Genomic DNA, 17,095 nt, shown 5'->3' on the forward strand with positions numbered 1-17,095 from the left:
TCCCCTTTATGGCTTCACTAATCTTCGAACAACAATTTTTTGAACACATGACCTAATGATTGTAACCAAGTACTATTTTGTATTGAAAATGAAGGTTTTTGTAACAAAACATCTTTAGAAGACTCAACCTTTTTGGGAAGAACACTTCCTATCGTATATACTGGAACTTTCCCAATAATAACTCCATCATGTATTACTTCAATCCTGCCTCTCAGGCCAAAAGAAAGATCTTCTCCAGATTTTCTTTGATCTGTTAAGACTAGTCTATTGGATATTTCATTTTGCTCGCCATTTGCAACTGGATATGAGAAAGATTGACTAACGACAATCTCATAACCATCAATCTTCTGTCCCCTCTTCAGGAACTCAACAAGTGGATAGTTAGCAAACCCGTAATCAAGCATCTTACGATGATCGTTCCAGTCATCTCCATCATTAATCGTTACTGTTACCAGTTGTTGTCCATTACGCGTAGCAGAACTAACCAAGCAACGAAATGCCTTTTTGGTATAACCTGTTTTTACGCCATCTGCACCTTCATAGAAACGTAACATTTTATTCTTATTATCCCATTTGTAGTCCCATGATTCATTGGGATTAGGTACTTTTTTTACTGGCGTCTTTACAATTTCTTTGAAAATAGGATTATGCATAGCATAGGCAGTTAATCGTGCAAGATCATTGGCAGAAGAATAATGACCTTCAGCATCTAACCCATGCGGATTCATGAAATGAGTATGTTTCAATCCTAATTCAACTGCTTTGGCATTCATCAAGAATACAAATCCCTCTTCTGAACCCCCGACATGCTCTGCAATTGCTGTTGCTGCATCATTACCTGAACGCATCATAAGTCCATACAGCATATTCTCCAGACTCATTTCTTCACCTAGCTTCAAGAATATGGACGATCCTTCCTTGGCATATGCATTCTTACTCACTCTTACTGGTTTATTAAATTGTCCCTGTTCAATGGCTACAATAGCTGTCATGATTTTTGTTAAACTAGCAATTCGCAACTCTTCATCACCTTGGTGAGAATATAACAACCTCCCCGACGACACATCGATTAATGCAGCCGCCTGTGCATGAGTACTTATGGATGGGAGATCCTTCTGTGCTAATACTACATTCATCATAATTGCACTTAGCGATACTACAATAAGAAGTGCCATTGATATCATATATTTCATCTTCTTGTTCACGTTATTCATTCCTCCAGCTGAGTTCTAGGGGATCTTGTACAAGTATATGCATTCCAATAAATTGGTATGTCTCAAGAAAAACGAATCCCCCCATCCGTATATGCCTGGAAGGGGGGATGGATTTTAAAGATTGGTCAATTCTGACATATTCCCAATAGGTGCTGATCCTGGTGTACCTGTATTTGAGTTGTTTGCATTCTTATTGTTACTATTGCTCTTATTGCCACTCTTCTCACATATGGTCTGAATCTTCTCCATTACATATGGCACAGTATCAATCAATTTCTCATAAATATGAGTCTGACTATCAAGAGGTAGGATGTACACTCCGTCTTTACCTACTACCAAAAAGGCGATTGGTCGAATGGATACACCTCCACCGGTCCCACCTCCAAATGGAAGTCTTTTTGAGTCTTGATGCTCATTTGACGAAGATCCTGAACTTTTTGCTTTCCTATCCACATTAAAATCACTACCCCCAGCTGCAAAACCAAAGGCCACTTTACTAATCGGTAAAATCACACTGCCATCAGGTGTTTGAACTGGATCACCTACAATTGTATTGACATCCACCATGCTCTTCAGATTTTCCATGGCTGTTTGCATTAAGCCTTTGATAGGATGGTCTTCCATCTCTTAACTCCTCCTTTCACTTTCAGCACGCGTACAATAAGAACCAAGCCTGCGTATATAGCGTATCCGCATGAGAATTTTACTATACAAGACATTTCACTGGAAAAATGCGGATAATCATCGTATTCAGGTACGACAAATAACCGCGGATGGTCCTTCATCTTTACATAATGTGAAAGCCAGCCCACAATGAATGTCTTAGTACTCCATACCATTCCCGTTGACACTGCGGTATATGCAGCATCCCCAGCACAGAAATTTGTTGACCATTCTAACTTTGTAACCGTTAAGCGAGATAATGTCCTTTTCAACCATAAATTAAATGAATGTGTCGCTTCTAATACCCGTAAAAACTGATCTAACCAATTATCTATTTTTTGCTTATCCACTAATGTTTCATTGTGCTTTTCTTTATTGTGACCCACGTTATTTGTCTTATCCACTTCTACGAAAATGCCTTTATCCTTTTCCTTAAACTTCATCATTGGAAGTTCATAGTGTAGACGTACTAGACCAAATATCATCCTAATACGAACTACTATTTCGTCATCTTTCCCATTCTTTCTAACCCAAAGATTCACTTTTATCTTCGATAAAAGAATCGCGACAATAAGCAATAATAATACAATCACAATGATCAAAAAGATCCTCACTTGCTAGCCCCCATGCATTTGTAAAATTGATCTATGTTGCTTAGTATGGCAAATTTAGTTAGGGATAATTCAACAAAATTCTACATTCTGGGAAACCACGGAGGAATTGAAGTATTATTAAAGAATCAATTTCCTATTTGCGTAATTATGAAATTGATTCAGAAGTAAACAAATAGCACGTACCGAAATTCAATCGGCACATGCTGGAGGTACGGCTTTATTAATATCTATTTGTCTAAGGTTCTTTTACATCATCAAATGTCAACTGACGTCCATCCAAGCGATCAAAGAGCATTTGTGTTTCTTCTTCAAGATTATCTTTGTTCTCAAATAGAGAAGGTTCCGGTAAATCCTGTATGCCAGCCAAAGCGAAATAATCCAGGAAGGCTGCAGTTGTACCATAAAGAATAGGTCGGCCAACGGCCTCCGCCCGCCCTTTCTCTTCAATAAGGTCTTTATTAACTAGTGTATGGATAGCACGTTCCGCTTTGACACCACGAATCTCCTCGATCTCAACCCGTGTTATCGGTTGGCGATAGGCCACAATTGAGAGCGTCTCAAGCGCTGCTTGGGAAAGTGTAGCACGGGATGGTGAGTAAGCTAATTTCTCGAAATATGCTGCATGCTCTTGATGTGTAGCCAACTGATAATGCCCAGCGATCTGAATAATCTGTAATCCACGTTGTTGACGTACGAAATCGTCCTTCATTTCTTCTAATGCATCTTTCACTAACTCATTGCGTTGTTCAACAATTTCAGAAATTTGTTTGACACTAAGACCCTCATCACCTGCAAGAAATAGCAGTCCTTCAATAATCGATTTCAGTATCGGGTATTCCATATAATTCTTCTTCCCCTTTCCATTCCATGACAATATCATCGAATAGTTTTTCCTGATAACACAATATTTGTTTCATCTTCATAAGTTCTAAAATAGCTAAAAAAGTCACCACAATTTCATGGCGAACCATATCCTCATGCAGTAGCTTGGAGAACAATAGTTTACCACCTTTACCGCTACGTTGTAGTGCTTCGACAACATCCCGAATACGATCTTTCACAGAAATTTCATCTCTCTGGATCCGAGAATACGAATTGCGCTTAACTACCTTTCGCAAAGCTTTTTGAAATGCTGCGACTAAATCTGCCGTATGTAATCCCTCAACAGGATTCGTGGATAGGGTGGGCATCCATGAAGCTAAATCCTCTGGTTCTTTTGAAAAAATAAGGCTTCTATCCCACTCAAGTTCATGCAGATGTTGAGCAATCCCTTTGTATTTACGATATTCGATAAGCTTCTGTACCAATTCCATTCGAGGATCGTAATCATCCTCCTCATAGAAATCGAAATCATCCATTTCGATGATCGGTGGTTTCGGAAGCAGTAGCTTACTCTTAATTGATAATAAAGTAGCTGCCATCACAAGGAATTCACTCGTTACTTCCAGTTCAAGTTCCTGCATACTCTGCAAATAACTCATATACTGATCTGTAATTTCAGTGATAGGAATATCCTCGATGTTAATTTCTGCTTTATCTATTAAATGTAGAAGTAAATCCAGCGGACCTTCAAAGGTTTCCAGCTTATATAACACAGACACGCTATGATCCTCCCACCAATATAATCAAAAATGTAGCACCCTAACTTAAAGGGTACTACATAAAGGCAATACATTAAATAAGCACTATTTAAACTGTTTAGTCAAGTTCGCCATTTCAATAGCAGAGATTGCTGAGTCATATCCTTTGTTACCAGCCTTCGTCCCAGCACGTTCAATAGCTTGCTCGATGTTCTCTGTAGTGACAACTCCAAATATCGTTGGAATACCACTCTTCAAGTTAATTGCAGCTACTCCTTTGGCTACTTCATTACATACAATGTCATAATGTGAAGTTGCTCCACGAATGACAGTACCTAATGTAATGACAGCATCATACTTTCCGCTTTCCGCCATTTTTTGAGCAATCAATGGAATCTCGAACACGCCGGGAACCCAGGCAACATCGACTTCGCTGTCTTGAACACCATGTCTTGTCAAAGCATCAAGTGCTCCGTTTAATAATTTGCTTGTGATAAATTCATTAAAACGACTTACAACAATACCATATTTCAAACCTTCGGATACTAAGTTACCTTCAAAATAATGTGTCATAATTAACAATCTCCCTCTCAAATTAAATAATCTAATTAAATTTCATTTTGTTCTATATCATCAAATTTCAATAGATGACCAAGTTTAGCTTGCTTCGTATGCAAATAGTTTGTATTGTCTATATTTTCTTCCATTTGGATCGAAACTCGTTCAACCACTTCCAGTCCATAACCCTCTAATCCTTTTATTTTACGTGGATTATTCGTAAGAAGTCTAATTTGACGCACACCAAGATCTTTCAAAATTTGTGCACCAATCCCATAATCGCGTAGATCAGCAGGGAATCCCAACTTCAGATTCGCATCAACAGTATCTAGACCCTCTTCTTGCAGTTTGTAAGCTTTCAATTTATTTAGAAGTCCAATACCTCGTCCTTCCTGACGCATATAGAGTAATACACCACTACCTTCTGCCTCTATCTGTCGCAATGCTGCTGCAAATTGTGGACCGCAATCACAACGATGAGAGTGGAAGACATCCCCTGTCAAACATTCAGAATGGACGCGTACTAGCACTGGCTTCTCCGGATCAATAGTACCCTTAACTAAAGCTAGATGTTCTTTATCATCCACTTCGTTAGTATAGGCAATCGCCTGAAATTCACCGAAATCTGTAGGCATACGCACAGCCACTTCGCGATTCACTAATCTTTCTTTTTCATTACGGTAGTGAATCAATTCCTTGATGTTGATCAGTTTTAAGTCTTGTTCACGAGCAATTTTAGCTAGATCAGGCAATCTCGCCATCGTTCCATCTTCTTTAATAATCTCACAGATAACCGCTGCTGGATATGATCCACACATCCGAGCTAAATCAACTGCTGCTTCTGTATGACCCGATCTACGAAGAACTCCACCCTTTTTCGCGATTAGAGGGAACATATGCCCTGGTCTACGGAAGTCTTCAATAGTTGCTTTAGGGTCAAGAAGTGCCTTCACTGTTAATGAACGTTCATACGCTGATATGCCTGTTGTGGTGTCCTTATGATCAATGGATACAGTAAAGGCAGTACCATGATTATCTGTATTTTTAGCAACCATCGGTTTCAAATCCAATTCATCCGCACGTTCTTGCGTGATCGGCACACATACCAATCCCCGACCTTGAGTTATCATGAAGTTAATGACTTCTGGCGTTGCCTTCTCAGCAAGAGCGATGAAATCCCCTTCATTCTCACGATCTTCATCATCAACAACAATAACAACCTTACCCCGCATCAGATCATATATAGCTTCTTCAATAGGATCAAATACAATTTCATTCCCCATTATTATTTCCTCCTAAAAGTTTTGTGAATTACTACCTAGCTTTCACTTCTTCAAAACTCTCTTCGAAAGCATAAGCTAAAAGTTTTTGAGCATAGGCATCTTGAATAACTTCGAAAAAACTACATCGGAAGCATATGCTAAAAGTTTTGTGAATTACTTCCATTCAGACAAATCCGTTTTTTGCTAAATACTCCATGTTTAATCCTGAACTTTTCGCATCATTACCCTGATTAGATGAACTATATTGAAGTAAATGTTCTACATATTTACCCAGCACATCACATTCGATATTCACTGTATCACCAGCACGTTTATTTTGAAGCACCGTCTGGGCTAGTGTATGCGGAATAATAGACACCTGAAAATCATTTCCGGTTGATTTAACAACAGTGAGACTGATACCATCCAACGTTATTGATCCCTTGGGTATGATGAATTTAAAAATATTCGATTTTGCCGGTCTAATTTCATATACAACTGCGTTCTGATTCCTCATCACATGTTGTATAGAACCTATGCCATCAACATGTCCTTGAACAATATGTCCACCAAAACGTCCATTGGCAATCATTGCTCTTTCTAAATTCACTGCACTTCCCATTTGGAGATCCTTCAGGTTGGTATGACGAAACGTTTCCGGCATAACATCAACGGCAAAAGATTGAGAATTCAGTGATGTAGCTGTGAGGCATACCCCATTAACAGCAACACTATCACCAATCTTTAAATCGTCCATAATGATTGATGCTCCAATATGTAGCACCATTGCTTCACCGTTTCGCGTAATACCACGAAGTGTACCTATCTCTTCGATCAACCCTGTAAACATATGTTAACCTCCCTCCAAGGTGGAAATATAAGGTATGGAGCATCAAATGAAACATTTATTATACTTCCATATTTTTTGAATTAGGACCATACAGGTATGCCACTAATACACACGTTATCATCTAATAGTTCTACTTCTAATGATTCCAAACGAACAGCATCCTTCATCCATTCACTTCCTTCAAAAGAAAAACTACTAGGAGAATTCATGCCACCCACAATTTTCGGAGCCAAGTAAAGGATAACTCGATCAATTAATTTAGCTTCTAGCATGGCACCATTTAATTTCCCTCCACCTTCAAGAAGAATGGAGCCAATCTGCATCTCACCTAACTTCTTCATTGCTAAAGGTAGATCTACACGTGGACCTTCACCACAGATGAGAATCGTAACACCTATTTTCTTTAGATTCTCAACTCTTTCAACATCTATCTGCGCTGTCGTTAATATAACCGTCTGTGCCAATCCATCTTTAACAATATTGGAATCTAAAGGTGTTCGAAGCTTAGAATCCACAACAATTCGTGTTGGGTTCAAACCTCCGACCGAAAGACGCGTCGTCAAATGTGGGTCATCCTTAATGACAGTCTCTACACCAACCATAATTCCCTGGTGACGATGACGGAGAGTATGTACCTGTTCCCGTGCAGCTTCGTTAGAAATCCACTTACTATCACCAGTTCTGGAAGCAACTTTACCATCTAATGTGCTGGCAGTCTTCAATGTAACGTAAGGAAGACCTGTCGTAATATATTTAAAGAATTTATCATTAAGTTTCAGAGCTCGATCTTTAAGTAGCCCAACTTCAACTTCAATCCCATGTTCTCGTAGCATTGCAATCCCTTTACCTGCGACCTGAGAATTAGGATCTTCGCATGCTACCACAACCCTGCGAACGCCTTCTTTCACCAATCGTTCACTGCAAGGCGGTGTCGTACCATAATGACTGCAAGGTTCCAAAGTTACATAGGCTGTGCTTCCTTCTGCTTTGTCACCTGCCATATTCAAGGCATGAACCTCAGCATGAGGTGTACCTCGCTCTAAATGCGTCCCAATTCCAACCAAGACACCATCCTTCACAACAACGCAACCTACAACCGGATTAATATGCGTCTGCCCTTGAGCTCTTTCCGCCATATCCAGTGCAAGTGCCATATAATACTCATCATTCACAATATCCATTACTCATTTCACCCCAGCTTTCTAAAAAACAGATAAAGTATTTATGAAATGTTAGATACAAAAATACCCTGTAACAGATGAACATCATTCATCCGATTCAGGGCTGGGTATCAGAGCCATTAAAGTACACACGAAAAACAAAGCAGTAATTAGTTCACAAATAACCTATTCATGATTCTACAATCACTCATAACAGTTATATTGTGAAATTGGTCACATAGATCATTGCCTTATTTGGTATGTTACTATACGTTGTCACATAAGTGAGTTACGCATGCTGCTCTCCTTCTCCCATCCAGACTATACTGTCGGTCCTGGAATTTCACCAGATCAACCATACGCCTCAAACAACAGCGTGTGGGTCACGGACTAAGCCATATCATCTTCATTCGTATGATCAATTATATGGCATCACCGTCGGTAGGGAATTTCACCCTGCCCCGAAGGATAAATCAACAAAATTATTTATTGTATGTACGAATTTTACCATCAAAAAAATAAAAATACAATAGTAACGCTATATTTAATATAGCAAGTTACAAATAATATGACTAATTTTATTCACATATTCTATATCATCATTTTTTACTGTACTTCTAGCTAACAAATTATAAAAATAGCCCTTCTATCAGTAGATTCTGAAGGAAGGACTATTTCAATATTATAATTCGAAACAGTAACTCAATTGTTACTTAGGCGATCAAATTTATGCTTCGTATACTTCTACTGTAGACATTACATCGCGACCTTTAAATGCTTCAACTTGGTCCATACCTTCAACCACTTTGCCAAATACAGTATGTTGACCATCTAGATGCGGTTGTGGTGCATATGCAATATAGAACTGGCTACCACCAGTGTTACGACCCGCATGTGCCATTGCTAAGCTTCCACGTTCATGTTTGTTCGGATTGATCTCACAGTTGATTTGGTATCCTGGTCCACCTGTTCCTGTTCCTTGTGGACAGCCACCTTGAGCTACGAAACCTGGAATAATGCGGTGAAATACAAGCCCATTATAGAATCCAGAGTTTGCTAACTTTTCAAAGTTAGCTACTGTATTAGGTGCATCTTGTTCAAACAAATCGATAATTACTGTACTTCCATTTTCCAACGTGATTTTTGCTTGTTTTGCCATTTGTGAATGACCCCTTCCAAAATGTTAAATATTCCATACTTTTTCTAGTTTACTATGAATGGATACATGAAAGCAAAAGAAACTAAGTATACCTACTATTCGTTACTCGTCCAGGTTACTTGTTCATCGTCCTCAATTATCCCGAACGTAACATCTACAATATCGTGATCTTCTAATACAATTCTTCTTATATCGAATTTGATATCATCTGCCGCGGCAAGTGTTAATCCTTTTTCAAGTTCAATCAGACCATGTACATGGTAGTAACGACCTTCTTGCATGATCCGTAATGAATAGATATCTTTTACATAGGGTGCTTGTAGAATAAGATTCGAAATTCTTGTCTCTATTTCTTGCGGTGCTGCAACACCAATCAGACCGATCATATTGTCATAACCCACCTTGAAAGCAACACAGACCATTAATATACCAATTAGAATGGTTGTTATCCCGTCCAAATAAGGTGCCGCTACGAACGAAGTGATAATGATCGCAATCAATGCAAGAAAGGCCCCCGTTACAGCTACAAGATCCTCGTAGAATACCAATCTTGTAGGTGGCGCCGAACGACTAACATTGTTAAAAGCACCTGTTACAATACCAAAACCTTTCGCTTCTACGCGGGCTTCATGTAGAATTTCTTTCATCGCCTTATAAAGGATAACACCATCAACTACTATATTGATTACTAATACTCCCACACTTAACCAGAAGTACCCCCCACTTGCGACTGGATGCTGGATTAAATGTATCCCTTCAAGAATGGTCTCATATGCCATAATTGAAACGACAATAACAGCGATCATACAGAAGATGTTGATGACACGTCCAAACCCAGTTGGAAATCTTCGGGTAGGTTTTTTTTCCGAAAGTACACTTCCAATAAATACAAAAGCTTGATTAATCGCATCTGCAAATGAATGCATAGCCGACGCAAACATCGCACCGCTACCACTCATCGTGGCCGCAACCGTCTTAATGGCAGCCAAAATTGCGTTACCAGTCATTGCAATCGCTGATGATTTGTTTCCTTTTTTTATTAACTTCCATAATGATTCTTTTTCTACGTGTCCGGATTTCATAGTTCCTCCTATTTTTTTCGAGAGTGAAATTTGTAATAAAAATACAATACTTGGATCATACCATTTTCCTCATAGATATTGGAGAACTATTTTTATTTCCACATCAATTATGGCAAAGGTAAAATTCATTAAACAACAAAAGCGACAAAAGTCTGATTCACTTTTGTCGCTTTTAAATATTGATTATACTTTTTACTTCAAGACAGCTTGTTTACGTATTCTTTCTGGAACAAGGTCATTCCCAATGATATCCTGAAAGCTTTCACGCTTTACAACGAGGTCACTCTGACCATCTTTAACAAACACGACACCTGGACGGCGAATACGATTATAATTGCTCGCCATGGAATAGTTATAAGCACCTGTGCAAGATACTGCTAATAAATCTCCACTTTGCACTTCTGGAAGATTAACATCCCAGATTAGCATGTCTCCGCTCTCGCAACATTTACCGGCGATGGATACGATTTCCTTCTCTTCATCATTTGCACGATTGGCAAGCAACGCTTCATATTGAGATTGATACAGAGCAGGACGTGGATTATCCGTCATTCCACCATCAACAGCAACATACTTACGTACACCTGGAATGTTCTTTTGTGTACCTACTGTATAGAGAGTTGTCCCTGCATCCCCTATAATACTGCGTCCCGGCTCTACCCAAATTTCCGGAAGAGTGTTCGATATCCCTGCAAAATGCTCTTTCACCGCATTCGTAATAGCTTTAACATACTGGGATACTTCGAGCGGTGTATCTCCATCAACATAACGAATTCCAAATCCTCCGCCAAGATTGACTACTTTAAAACTCACCCCAAGTTGTTCATGAACCTCTTTTGCAAATTCTGCAACCTTCTGAACAGCCATCTGGAAACCTTCAACTTCAAAGATTTGCGACCCAATATGGGAATGTACACCCAGCAACTTAATGTTGGAAAGATTAGAAGCAATTTTCACACCTTCGAATGCCGAACCATTACCGATATCGAATCCAAATTTGGAATCTGTCTGCCCTGTAGAAATATACTCATGAGTGTGTGCTTCTACTCCTGGAGTAACTCTCAGTAGAACATTAACATGCTTGTCCATATCAGCCGCAATTGCCTGCAACAAGTGTAATTCAATCAAATTATCCACTACAAAACAACCAATCCCCGCTTTAATCGCCATTGTGATTTCTTCTGGTGTTTTGTTGTTCCCATGGAAATGAATTCGCTCAGCTGGAAATCCAGCTTGTAGAGCTGTGTATAATTCACCCTCTGATACGACATCCAGTGACAATCCTTCTTGCTCTACAACTGTACACATAGCCATCACACAGAATGCTTTACTTGCGTATGCCACTTGAAATTGCAATCCAGACTCTTTAAATGCTTCAACATACTGTTTACAACGTTCACGAACCAATTGTTCATCCACAATATATAGCGGTGTACCGAATTGTGATTTAAGATCAACCACATCACAACCACCGATCTCTAAGTGTCCACTTGCATTTATTTCACTTGTTCCATGTAAATACATCTTAACAATCCTCCACTTATCTGGAATATCTTATTCCATCTGAATTTTCATTAGTATATCAGAATCATGAAATAAGAGTAAATGGATTTATATGCTGAACATTTGTGTTTTTCTACAAGGTCTGTTTATCGCCTTATTTTTGCGGCATTCTCGTATTATCCCGTGGTTTATTGAAAGAAGGACGTTTCTTGTTCGACAACACCGGCATACGGAATAGAATTTCAGCCATAGCCTTTGCATTAAAAGGTATAAACGGCCACAAATAAGAAGAATTATATGATCTGTGGAGCGTCAACAAAAGAATGAGCAATGTTGTACCTACAACAAAACCTGGAACGTGAAAGATGGCTACAGCAATGAGTAACACTAACCTCACAATTCGGTTAGCAAGCCCCAATTCGTAGCTAGGAGTGGCGAACATCCCAATCGCGGCAATTGCCATATATAATACAACTTCATTCACAAATAGGCCTGTCTGCACAGCAACATCTCCGATCAGTATAGCCGCGATCAAGCCCATAGCAGAAGAGATCGATGTTGGGGTGTGTACAGCTGCAAGTCGAAGTAAATCGACACCGAATTCAACCATGAGAAATTGTGAGATCAACGGAATTTTTCCTGTCTCTTGTGGACCAATAAAATCTAGTGCAGCTGGCTTCAATTCTGGGTTCAGGACAAGTAACATCCAAAGTGGAAGTAGAAACATCGAGAATAGAACCCCTGCAAATCTAACCCATCTTAAATAGGTTCCAATAAATGGCGTCTGACGATTCTCTTCTGCATGCTGACATAAATCAAAAAAGGTAGTAGGCATAATCATGACACTCGGTGAGGTGTCTACGAATACAGCAACTCTTCCTTCAAGCAAATGTGATGCCACTACATCTGGTCGTTCTGAGTAGCGAACTAGTGGGTATGGATGCCACCCTTTATTAATAATCGCTTCCTCCAGTTGTTTATCACCAAGGGGTAGACCATCTATTTTCACTTTTTTTATCTTATCTCGAATCGAATTAACCTGTACCTTATCTACAATATCATCAATAAAAGCGATACATACATCTGTTCTTGTTCTTCGACCTACTTGTACAACCTCGCACTTCAATCCAGGGTCTCTTATTCGACGCCGTACCAACGCCACATTCGTGTTCAACGTCTCCGTGAACCCATCTCTTGATCCCCTAACCACCCGTTCTATTGACGATTCATCCGGGTTACGAGAGGGATAAGTGCGTGTATCTACTAGGATAATTGTGTTGTCTCCATCAATGAAGAACGCACTCATACCTGTAAGCACCTTATTAATAGCCTTACTTAATTCCGTCACTTTCTCCACTTGAACATGTGGTATGTATTTATCAAAGAAAGACATCATAACGTGAGATCGCATCTCTCCATGATCAATATAGGTCAATCTAGTGATAATATCAGTCATAATATCACTATTTGTAAACCCTCCTATAAATAATATCCCTACTTCGATTCCACCGTAGTTCATTTCCCGCAACATAACATCAAAAGAAGATCCTAATCCCATAACCTCATTTAGCACTTTTTTAACTTGATTTAGATCACCTGAAAATTCATCATGCCCCTGCCAATAGATGGTCGATTCCTCAACTGTATCTGACATTTCTGCTTCTCTTTTATCCTGTCTATGCTTATCATTATCACTGGATGTTTCCTTTGACATGATGAATCACTCCCTTAATGCAAGCTATTTTTGAAATACAAACCAATCAAACAACGAACCTGCAACTTTGCCAGCAACCATGGCCAGTAGTAATCCTAAAATATAATGATGCATATGAAGTCGTTTCGCCAATATAGGAAGTACATTGAGAACTTCAGTTAGTGCAGCTGCGAGAAGACCATTAAATATTCCGTAGAACAACCCAATTAAGATCCCCACAAGCGGATTAAATGCACCTTTCCAGTTCCAGAAATCACCTACCGTTCCTACAATCGATCCAGTGATAAGTGCTCCTTCGTACCAGTGTACTCTATGATAAGAGAAGGTTAATTGGGCGAGTCTTGGGACGATATCGAGGACTAGAATAAAGGCAATGACGCCACTACCAACGGCTATTCCTCCCGCAATACCCAGTAATATTTCTATGCCCCAAATGATCGTATTCATCACGGATTCTCATCTTGCTTCTGTAGAATGGTACCTGCCTTCTTATATTCCTCGGCTACGACATATTGATCAATATTCTCTTGGTACAGATACATTTCCACTTCAAGTGGAGTCGGCTCATCATTCCACTTCTTCTTAAACAGATGATTGAAGAACACTACCATACCAAAACCAATCCCAATCGAATAAGCAACCTGAAAAAGATAGGGGTGCTCATCAGGGTGCCCTGTAATCATCTCTACAACTCTTACCTGCACCTCCATCATATTGACATCTGCATGGAAATTCATAATGGTCAGTGCCGATCCAAAGAATAATAGGATCCACACAAGCACGAATAAAGGAAAGGATGGTTTCTTTGGATTCTGAACAATCTCAACAATCACCTGTTGATTGCCAATCGATTCGATATATGCATTCGGAATGATCGTTTTCATTTTAGGTATAATCCACATGAGATCCATCACAAGTAAATTACCATCTTTTTCGTGTGGTTGCGCTAATACAAGACTGTACAGTCGCTCTTCCATTTCTGGTTCGCAAAGAATAAGTGCAATATCTCTAAGCGTAACCACTTTACCGCGTTTGATCTGAACACGCTTTTTAAGCTGGAGATAAACCGTATGAATGGTGGCATCTGTCATAACGAATTACTCCTTTACAGTTAAATTATTGATAGTATGTGGTTGAACTTGTTTTTTTAGTCAAAAAAAAGAGCACATCATTGTGCTCTTAACTGCTGACTATCTCCGACCCAAGGTAACGGATTCTCGAACAAAGACCAATCTTGGTTCATTTCACTTTCCTCTAAAAGACATGAATCCAACAAAACTTCAATTTCATTCTTGTCCATTTTAATACCTATGAACACTATTTCGTTCATCCGATCTCCCCATTGTTCATTCCACTTTTCACTCAATTCTGGTTCATTTGTGAATACATCTTGACGCTCTTCTTCCGAAAGCGTTGCTAGCCAGAATCCTGCAGGCCCGAATTGAATGGATGGCCCCGCTTGGCTTATACTAGCCGCCATATCCTCTTCAGTTGCAATCCAGACTAATCCTTTGGCACGTACTACCTCTTCTGGCCAGTCAGACATAAATGCTGCCAACCGCTCTGGATGAAAAGGTTGAATACGGCGATACACAAAAGAACTGATTCCATATTCATCACTTTCAGGTATATGATTCTCTATCTGTAGCTCGTGAATCCATCCAGCCGATAGAGAGACTTTATCGAAATCGAACAATTCCGTATTTAATATTTCAACAGGATTAACCTGCCCATGGACTGTTCGAATAATCTTAGCTGAAGGCTGTAATTTTCTAATCACTCCTTCAAGCTTATTCAACTCAATCTCTTCAATTAAGTCACATTTGTTGAGTAACAGCACGTCACAAGTTTCAATTTGATCAATAAGCAGATCAACCACATCACGAGTGTCATCTTCTCCAGTTCCTTCATTTCGATCGAGGAGACTTTCCCCAGAAGCGAAATCATGCCAGAAACGATTAGCATCCACTACAGTAACCATACAATCTAGTTTTGCGTGTTGAGTCAAATCTATCCCTGACTCTTCATCGGCATAAGAGAACGTTTGAGCAATCGGAATCGGCTCACTAATGCCTGTTGATTCTATTAGTATATAATCAAATCTTCCTTCCTCAACCAGAATCTGAACTTCTTTCAGTAAATCCTCGCGAAGCGTACAACAGATACAACCATTGGACATTTCAACCAATTTCTCTTCTGTACGAGATAATACACCCTCGCCCTTAACGAAAGCCGCATCGATATTAATCTGACTCATATCATTAACAATGACGGCAACCTTTAGACCTGTACGATTATGTAGTACATGGTTTAGAACTGTAGTCTTACCGGAACCAAGATATCCACATAGAACGGTAACAGGTATTCTCTTTTTAGTCATCTTATTACACCTCTTTTCATAAATTGTAATTATTACGATTAGATAACTATATCCTTTCAGGTCTATTTCGTCAATATCAATTTATATTTAACAAGTAGAATTTGCTACACCATCCTTTTTCAAGGAGTTTATTCTTCTGATGTTAGAAACATATACTTTCTTAAATTGAAAAAAAGCTGTTTTTATCAGTAATAAAACTACTGGTAAAAACAACTCCTAAGAATAAATGCAGCCTATTTATTTAGATGATATGGAACGGTTGTAATTACAATATCCTTCTGATTGACTAAGAAAGTACTTCCCTTGATCATCGGTTTATAATCAGGTTGAATATAGAGTGATGGTTAATGTCGTCAACATTCCGATCATATTAACAATAAATCGATGAATCCAACCCGCTGGCTTCAATTTGTACCAACGAATCATCATACCCAACTGAGAAAGCGTGAATGGGATAGCAAGTTAAGAAAAGTTAATATGATAATAATGGTAATTGCAATCAATACACTGTGATCATGAAGAGATGGGCAAAAAACCTGAGCACATTTGTCTCAGGCTTACTCATTCATTCCATATTCAACAACATATTTCTATAGCGCAATTTGATCACGAATCAACTGAAGAATCTTCTTCTCTAGGCGAGATACCTGAACTTGAGAAATCCCAAGTCGACTTGCGACTTCAGATTGGGTCTGATCCCGATAATATCGTAGATAGACAATCAATTTCTCACGTTCCGATAGGCCGTCTATCGCTTCATTCAAAGCTAATTTCTCAAACCACTTATCTTGAGATTCATCTGCAATCTGATCCATTAATGTAATCGGATCCCCATCATTCTCATAGACTGTCTCATGAATAGAGGTTGGTGGCTTATTAGCCTCCTGTGCGAATACAACTTCTTCAGGTGAAACACCAAGATCCTCCGCGACTTCCTTAATTGTGGGCAAGCGGTTAAGCACCTTGGAAAGCTCGTCCTTCTTCTTCCGAACTTTATTCGCCATTTCTTTCAATGATCGACTGACTTTGAGTGTTCCATCATCACGTAAGAAGCGTTGAATCTCACCTATAATCATAGGTACTGCATAAGTTGAGAACTTAACATCATAACTCAGATCAAATTTATCAACTGATTTCAGTAGACCGATACAACCAATCTGGAACAAATCTTCTGGATCATACCCTCTGTTCATGAACCGCTGTACAACAGACCAGACAAGACGTATGTTGGAGTTAACCAATGTATCTCTGGCAAAGGTATCTCCTGTTTGGCTAAGTGCAATGAGACGTTTGACTTCCGAGTCTTCCAAGTAGGTTTGCGAAGCTTTCTTCACATCAGCATCCATTTGTCCAACC

Annotated in this window: 17 protein-coding genes and 1 riboswitch; all 17 genes read right to left on the reverse strand. The window is 39.2% G+C overall.

All coding sequences use genetic code 11. The annotated features are described in order from the left end of the window. Positions 1-17: 17 nt before the first annotated feature. Entirely contained in the window at positions 18-1,214 is a 1,197-nt protein-coding gene (locus LPB68_RS03765) for a D-alanyl-D-alanine carboxypeptidase family protein (RefSeq protein WP_068657746.1), read from the reverse strand. A 114-nt stretch (positions 1,215-1,328) separates the two neighbouring features. Then, positions 1,329-1,838: a GerW family sporulation protein gene (gene ytfJ, locus LPB68_RS03770; protein ID WP_068657744.1), complete on the reverse strand. Its 510-nt coding sequence runs from the start codon at positions 1,836-1,838 to the stop codon at positions 1,329-1,331. Beyond that, entirely contained in the window at positions 1,811-2,491 is a 681-nt protein-coding gene (locus tag LPB68_RS03775; protein ID WP_068657739.1) for a DUF2953 domain-containing protein, read from the reverse strand. Before LPB68_RS03775 ends, ytfJ begins: the two co-directional genes overlap by 28 nt. 235 nt (positions 2,492-2,726) lie before the next feature. Continuing rightward, on the reverse strand, positions 2,727-3,332 hold the full coding sequence (gene scpB / locus LPB68_RS03780) for an SMC-Scp complex subunit ScpB (protein ID WP_068657734.1): 606 nt from the start codon (positions 3,330-3,332) through the stop codon (positions 2,727-2,729). Continuing rightward, positions 3,301-4,092 (reverse strand): segregation and condensation protein A, encoded by a 792-nt coding sequence (locus tag LPB68_RS03785; RefSeq protein ID WP_068657733.1) that lies wholly within the window; start codon positions 4,090-4,092, stop codon positions 3,301-3,303. The genes scpB and LPB68_RS03785 overlap by 32 nt, the downstream gene beginning before the upstream one ends. 84 nt (positions 4,093-4,176) lie before the next feature. Continuing rightward, positions 4,177-4,644: a 6,7-dimethyl-8-ribityllumazine synthase gene (ribH, locus tag LPB68_RS03790; protein ID WP_068657732.1), complete on the reverse strand. Its 468-nt coding sequence runs from the start codon at positions 4,642-4,644 to the stop codon at positions 4,177-4,179. A 35-nt stretch (positions 4,645-4,679) separates the two neighbouring features. Beyond that, complete coding sequence (locus LPB68_RS03795; RefSeq protein ID WP_068657731.1) at positions 4,680-5,912, reverse strand: bifunctional 3,4-dihydroxy-2-butanone-4-phosphate synthase/GTP cyclohydrolase II; 1,233 nt, start codon at positions 5,910-5,912, stop codon at positions 4,680-4,682. Positions 5,913-6,075: 163 nt separating this feature from the next. After that, entirely contained in the window at positions 6,076-6,741 is a 666-nt protein-coding gene (gene ribE / locus LPB68_RS03800) for a riboflavin synthase (RefSeq protein ID WP_068657730.1), read from the reverse strand. Between the two features lie 80 nt (positions 6,742-6,821). After that, positions 6,822-7,922 (reverse strand): bifunctional diaminohydroxyphosphoribosylaminopyrimidine deaminase/5-amino-6-(5-phosphoribosylamino)uracil reductase RibD, encoded by a 1,101-nt coding sequence (gene ribD / locus LPB68_RS03805; protein ID WP_068657729.1) that lies wholly within the window; start codon positions 7,920-7,922, stop codon positions 6,822-6,824. Positions 7,923-8,201: 279 nt separating this feature from the next. After that, positions 8,202-8,374, reverse strand: a riboswitch (FMN riboswitch). Positions 8,375-8,628: 254 nt separating this feature from the next. Further along, the gene (locus LPB68_RS03810) at positions 8,629-9,060 is read right to left on the reverse strand and encodes a peptidylprolyl isomerase (RefSeq protein ID WP_068657728.1); all 432 of its coding nucleotides are present in this window, start codon (positions 9,058-9,060) and stop codon (positions 8,629-8,631) included. A 95-nt stretch (positions 9,061-9,155) separates the two neighbouring features. After that, a complete protein-coding gene (locus tag LPB68_RS03815) occupies positions 9,156-10,142 on the reverse strand; it encodes a cation diffusion facilitator family transporter (RefSeq protein WP_068657727.1) in 987 nt (328 codons plus the stop codon). Between the two features lie 192 nt (positions 10,143-10,334). Further along, positions 10,335-11,666, reverse strand: a complete 1,332-nt coding sequence (gene lysA, locus LPB68_RS03820) for a diaminopimelate decarboxylase (RefSeq protein ID WP_068657726.1) — start codon at positions 11,664-11,666, stop codon at positions 10,335-10,337. A 133-nt stretch (positions 11,667-11,799) separates the two neighbouring features. Next, the gene (locus LPB68_RS03825) at positions 11,800-13,359 is read right to left on the reverse strand and encodes a spore germination protein (RefSeq protein ID WP_082865692.1); all 1,560 of its coding nucleotides are present in this window, start codon (positions 13,357-13,359) and stop codon (positions 11,800-11,802) included. A 24-nt stretch (positions 13,360-13,383) separates the two neighbouring features. Next, on the reverse strand, positions 13,384-13,806 hold the full coding sequence (locus tag LPB68_RS03830; protein WP_157756187.1) for a stage V sporulation protein AB: 423 nt from the start codon (positions 13,804-13,806) through the stop codon (positions 13,384-13,386). Further along, positions 13,806-14,450, reverse strand: coding sequence for a stage V sporulation protein AA (locus LPB68_RS03835; protein WP_068657723.1), 645 nt, complete (start codon positions 14,448-14,450; stop codon positions 13,806-13,808). The genes LPB68_RS03830 and LPB68_RS03835 overlap by 1 nt, the downstream gene beginning before the upstream one ends. 77 nt (positions 14,451-14,527) lie before the next feature. Further along, complete coding sequence (locus LPB68_RS03840) at positions 14,528-15,739, reverse strand: GTP-binding protein (RefSeq protein WP_068657722.1); 1,212 nt, start codon at positions 15,737-15,739, stop codon at positions 14,528-14,530. A gap of 590 nt (positions 15,740-16,329) precedes the next feature. Then, positions 16,330-17,085 carry an RNA polymerase sporulation sigma factor SigF gene (gene sigF / locus LPB68_RS03845; protein WP_068657721.1) on the reverse strand — a complete coding sequence of 252 codons (756 nt, stop codon included), beginning with the start codon at positions 17,083-17,085 and terminating at the stop codon, positions 16,330-16,332. Positions 17,086-17,095 lie beyond the last annotated feature (10 nt).

The sequence above is a fragment of the Paenibacillus crassostreae genome, from assembly GCF_001857945.1.
GTDB classification, from domain to species: Bacteria; Bacillota; Bacilli; order Paenibacillales; family Paenibacillaceae; genus Paenibacillus_AQ; species Paenibacillus_AQ crassostreae.

Bases quoted from the DNA above. Each gene is read 5' to 3' on its own strand.
- ribE (WP_068657730.1), bottom strand. From the start codon at position 6,741: ATGTTTACAGGGTTGATCGAAGAGATAGGTACACTTCGTGGTATTACG.
- lysA (WP_068657726.1), bottom strand. From the start codon at position 11,666: ATGTATTTACATGGAACAAGTGAAATAAATGCAAGTGGACACTTAGAG.
- LPB68_RS03765 (WP_068657746.1), bottom strand. From the start codon at position 1,214: ATGAATAACGTGAACAAGAAGATGAAATATATGATATCAATGGCACTT.
- LPB68_RS03830 (WP_157756187.1), bottom strand. From the start codon at position 13,806: ATGAATACGATCATTTGGGGCATAGAAATATTACTGGGTATTGCGGGA.
- LPB68_RS03815 (WP_068657727.1), bottom strand. From the start codon at position 10,142: ATGAAATCCGGACACGTAGAAAAAGAATCATTATGGAAGTTAATAAAA.
- LPB68_RS03795 (WP_068657731.1), bottom strand. From the start codon at position 5,912: ATGGGGAATGAAATTGTATTTGATCCTATTGAAGAAGCTATATATGAT.
- LPB68_RS03835 (WP_068657723.1), bottom strand. From the start codon at position 14,450: ATGACAGATGCCACCATTCATACGGTTTATCTCCAGCTTAAAAAGCGT.
- LPB68_RS03825 (WP_082865692.1), bottom strand. From the start codon at position 13,359: ATGTCAAAGGAAACATCCAGTGATAATGATAAGCATAGACAGGATAAA.
- ytfJ (WP_068657744.1), bottom strand. From the start codon at position 1,838: ATGGAAGACCATCCTATCAAAGGCTTAATGCAAACAGCCATGGAAAAT.
- scpB (WP_068657734.1), bottom strand. From the start codon at position 3,332: ATGGAATACCCGATACTGAAATCGATTATTGAAGGACTGCTATTTCTT.
- LPB68_RS03810 (WP_068657728.1), bottom strand. From the start codon at position 9,060: ATGGCAAAACAAGCAAAAATCACGTTGGAAAATGGAAGTACAGTAATT.
- ribD (WP_068657729.1), bottom strand. From the start codon at position 7,922: ATGGATATTGTGAATGATGAGTATTATATGGCACTTGCACTGGATATG.
- ribH (WP_068657732.1), bottom strand. From the start codon at position 4,644: ATGACACATTATTTTGAAGGTAACTTAGTATCCGAAGGTTTGAAATAT.
- LPB68_RS03840 (WP_068657722.1), bottom strand. From the start codon at position 15,739: ATGACTAAAAAGAGAATACCTGTTACCGTTCTATGTGGATATCTTGGT.
- sigF (WP_068657721.1), bottom strand. From the start codon at position 17,085: ATGGATGCTGATGTGAAGAAAGCTTCGCAAACCTACTTGGAAGACTCG.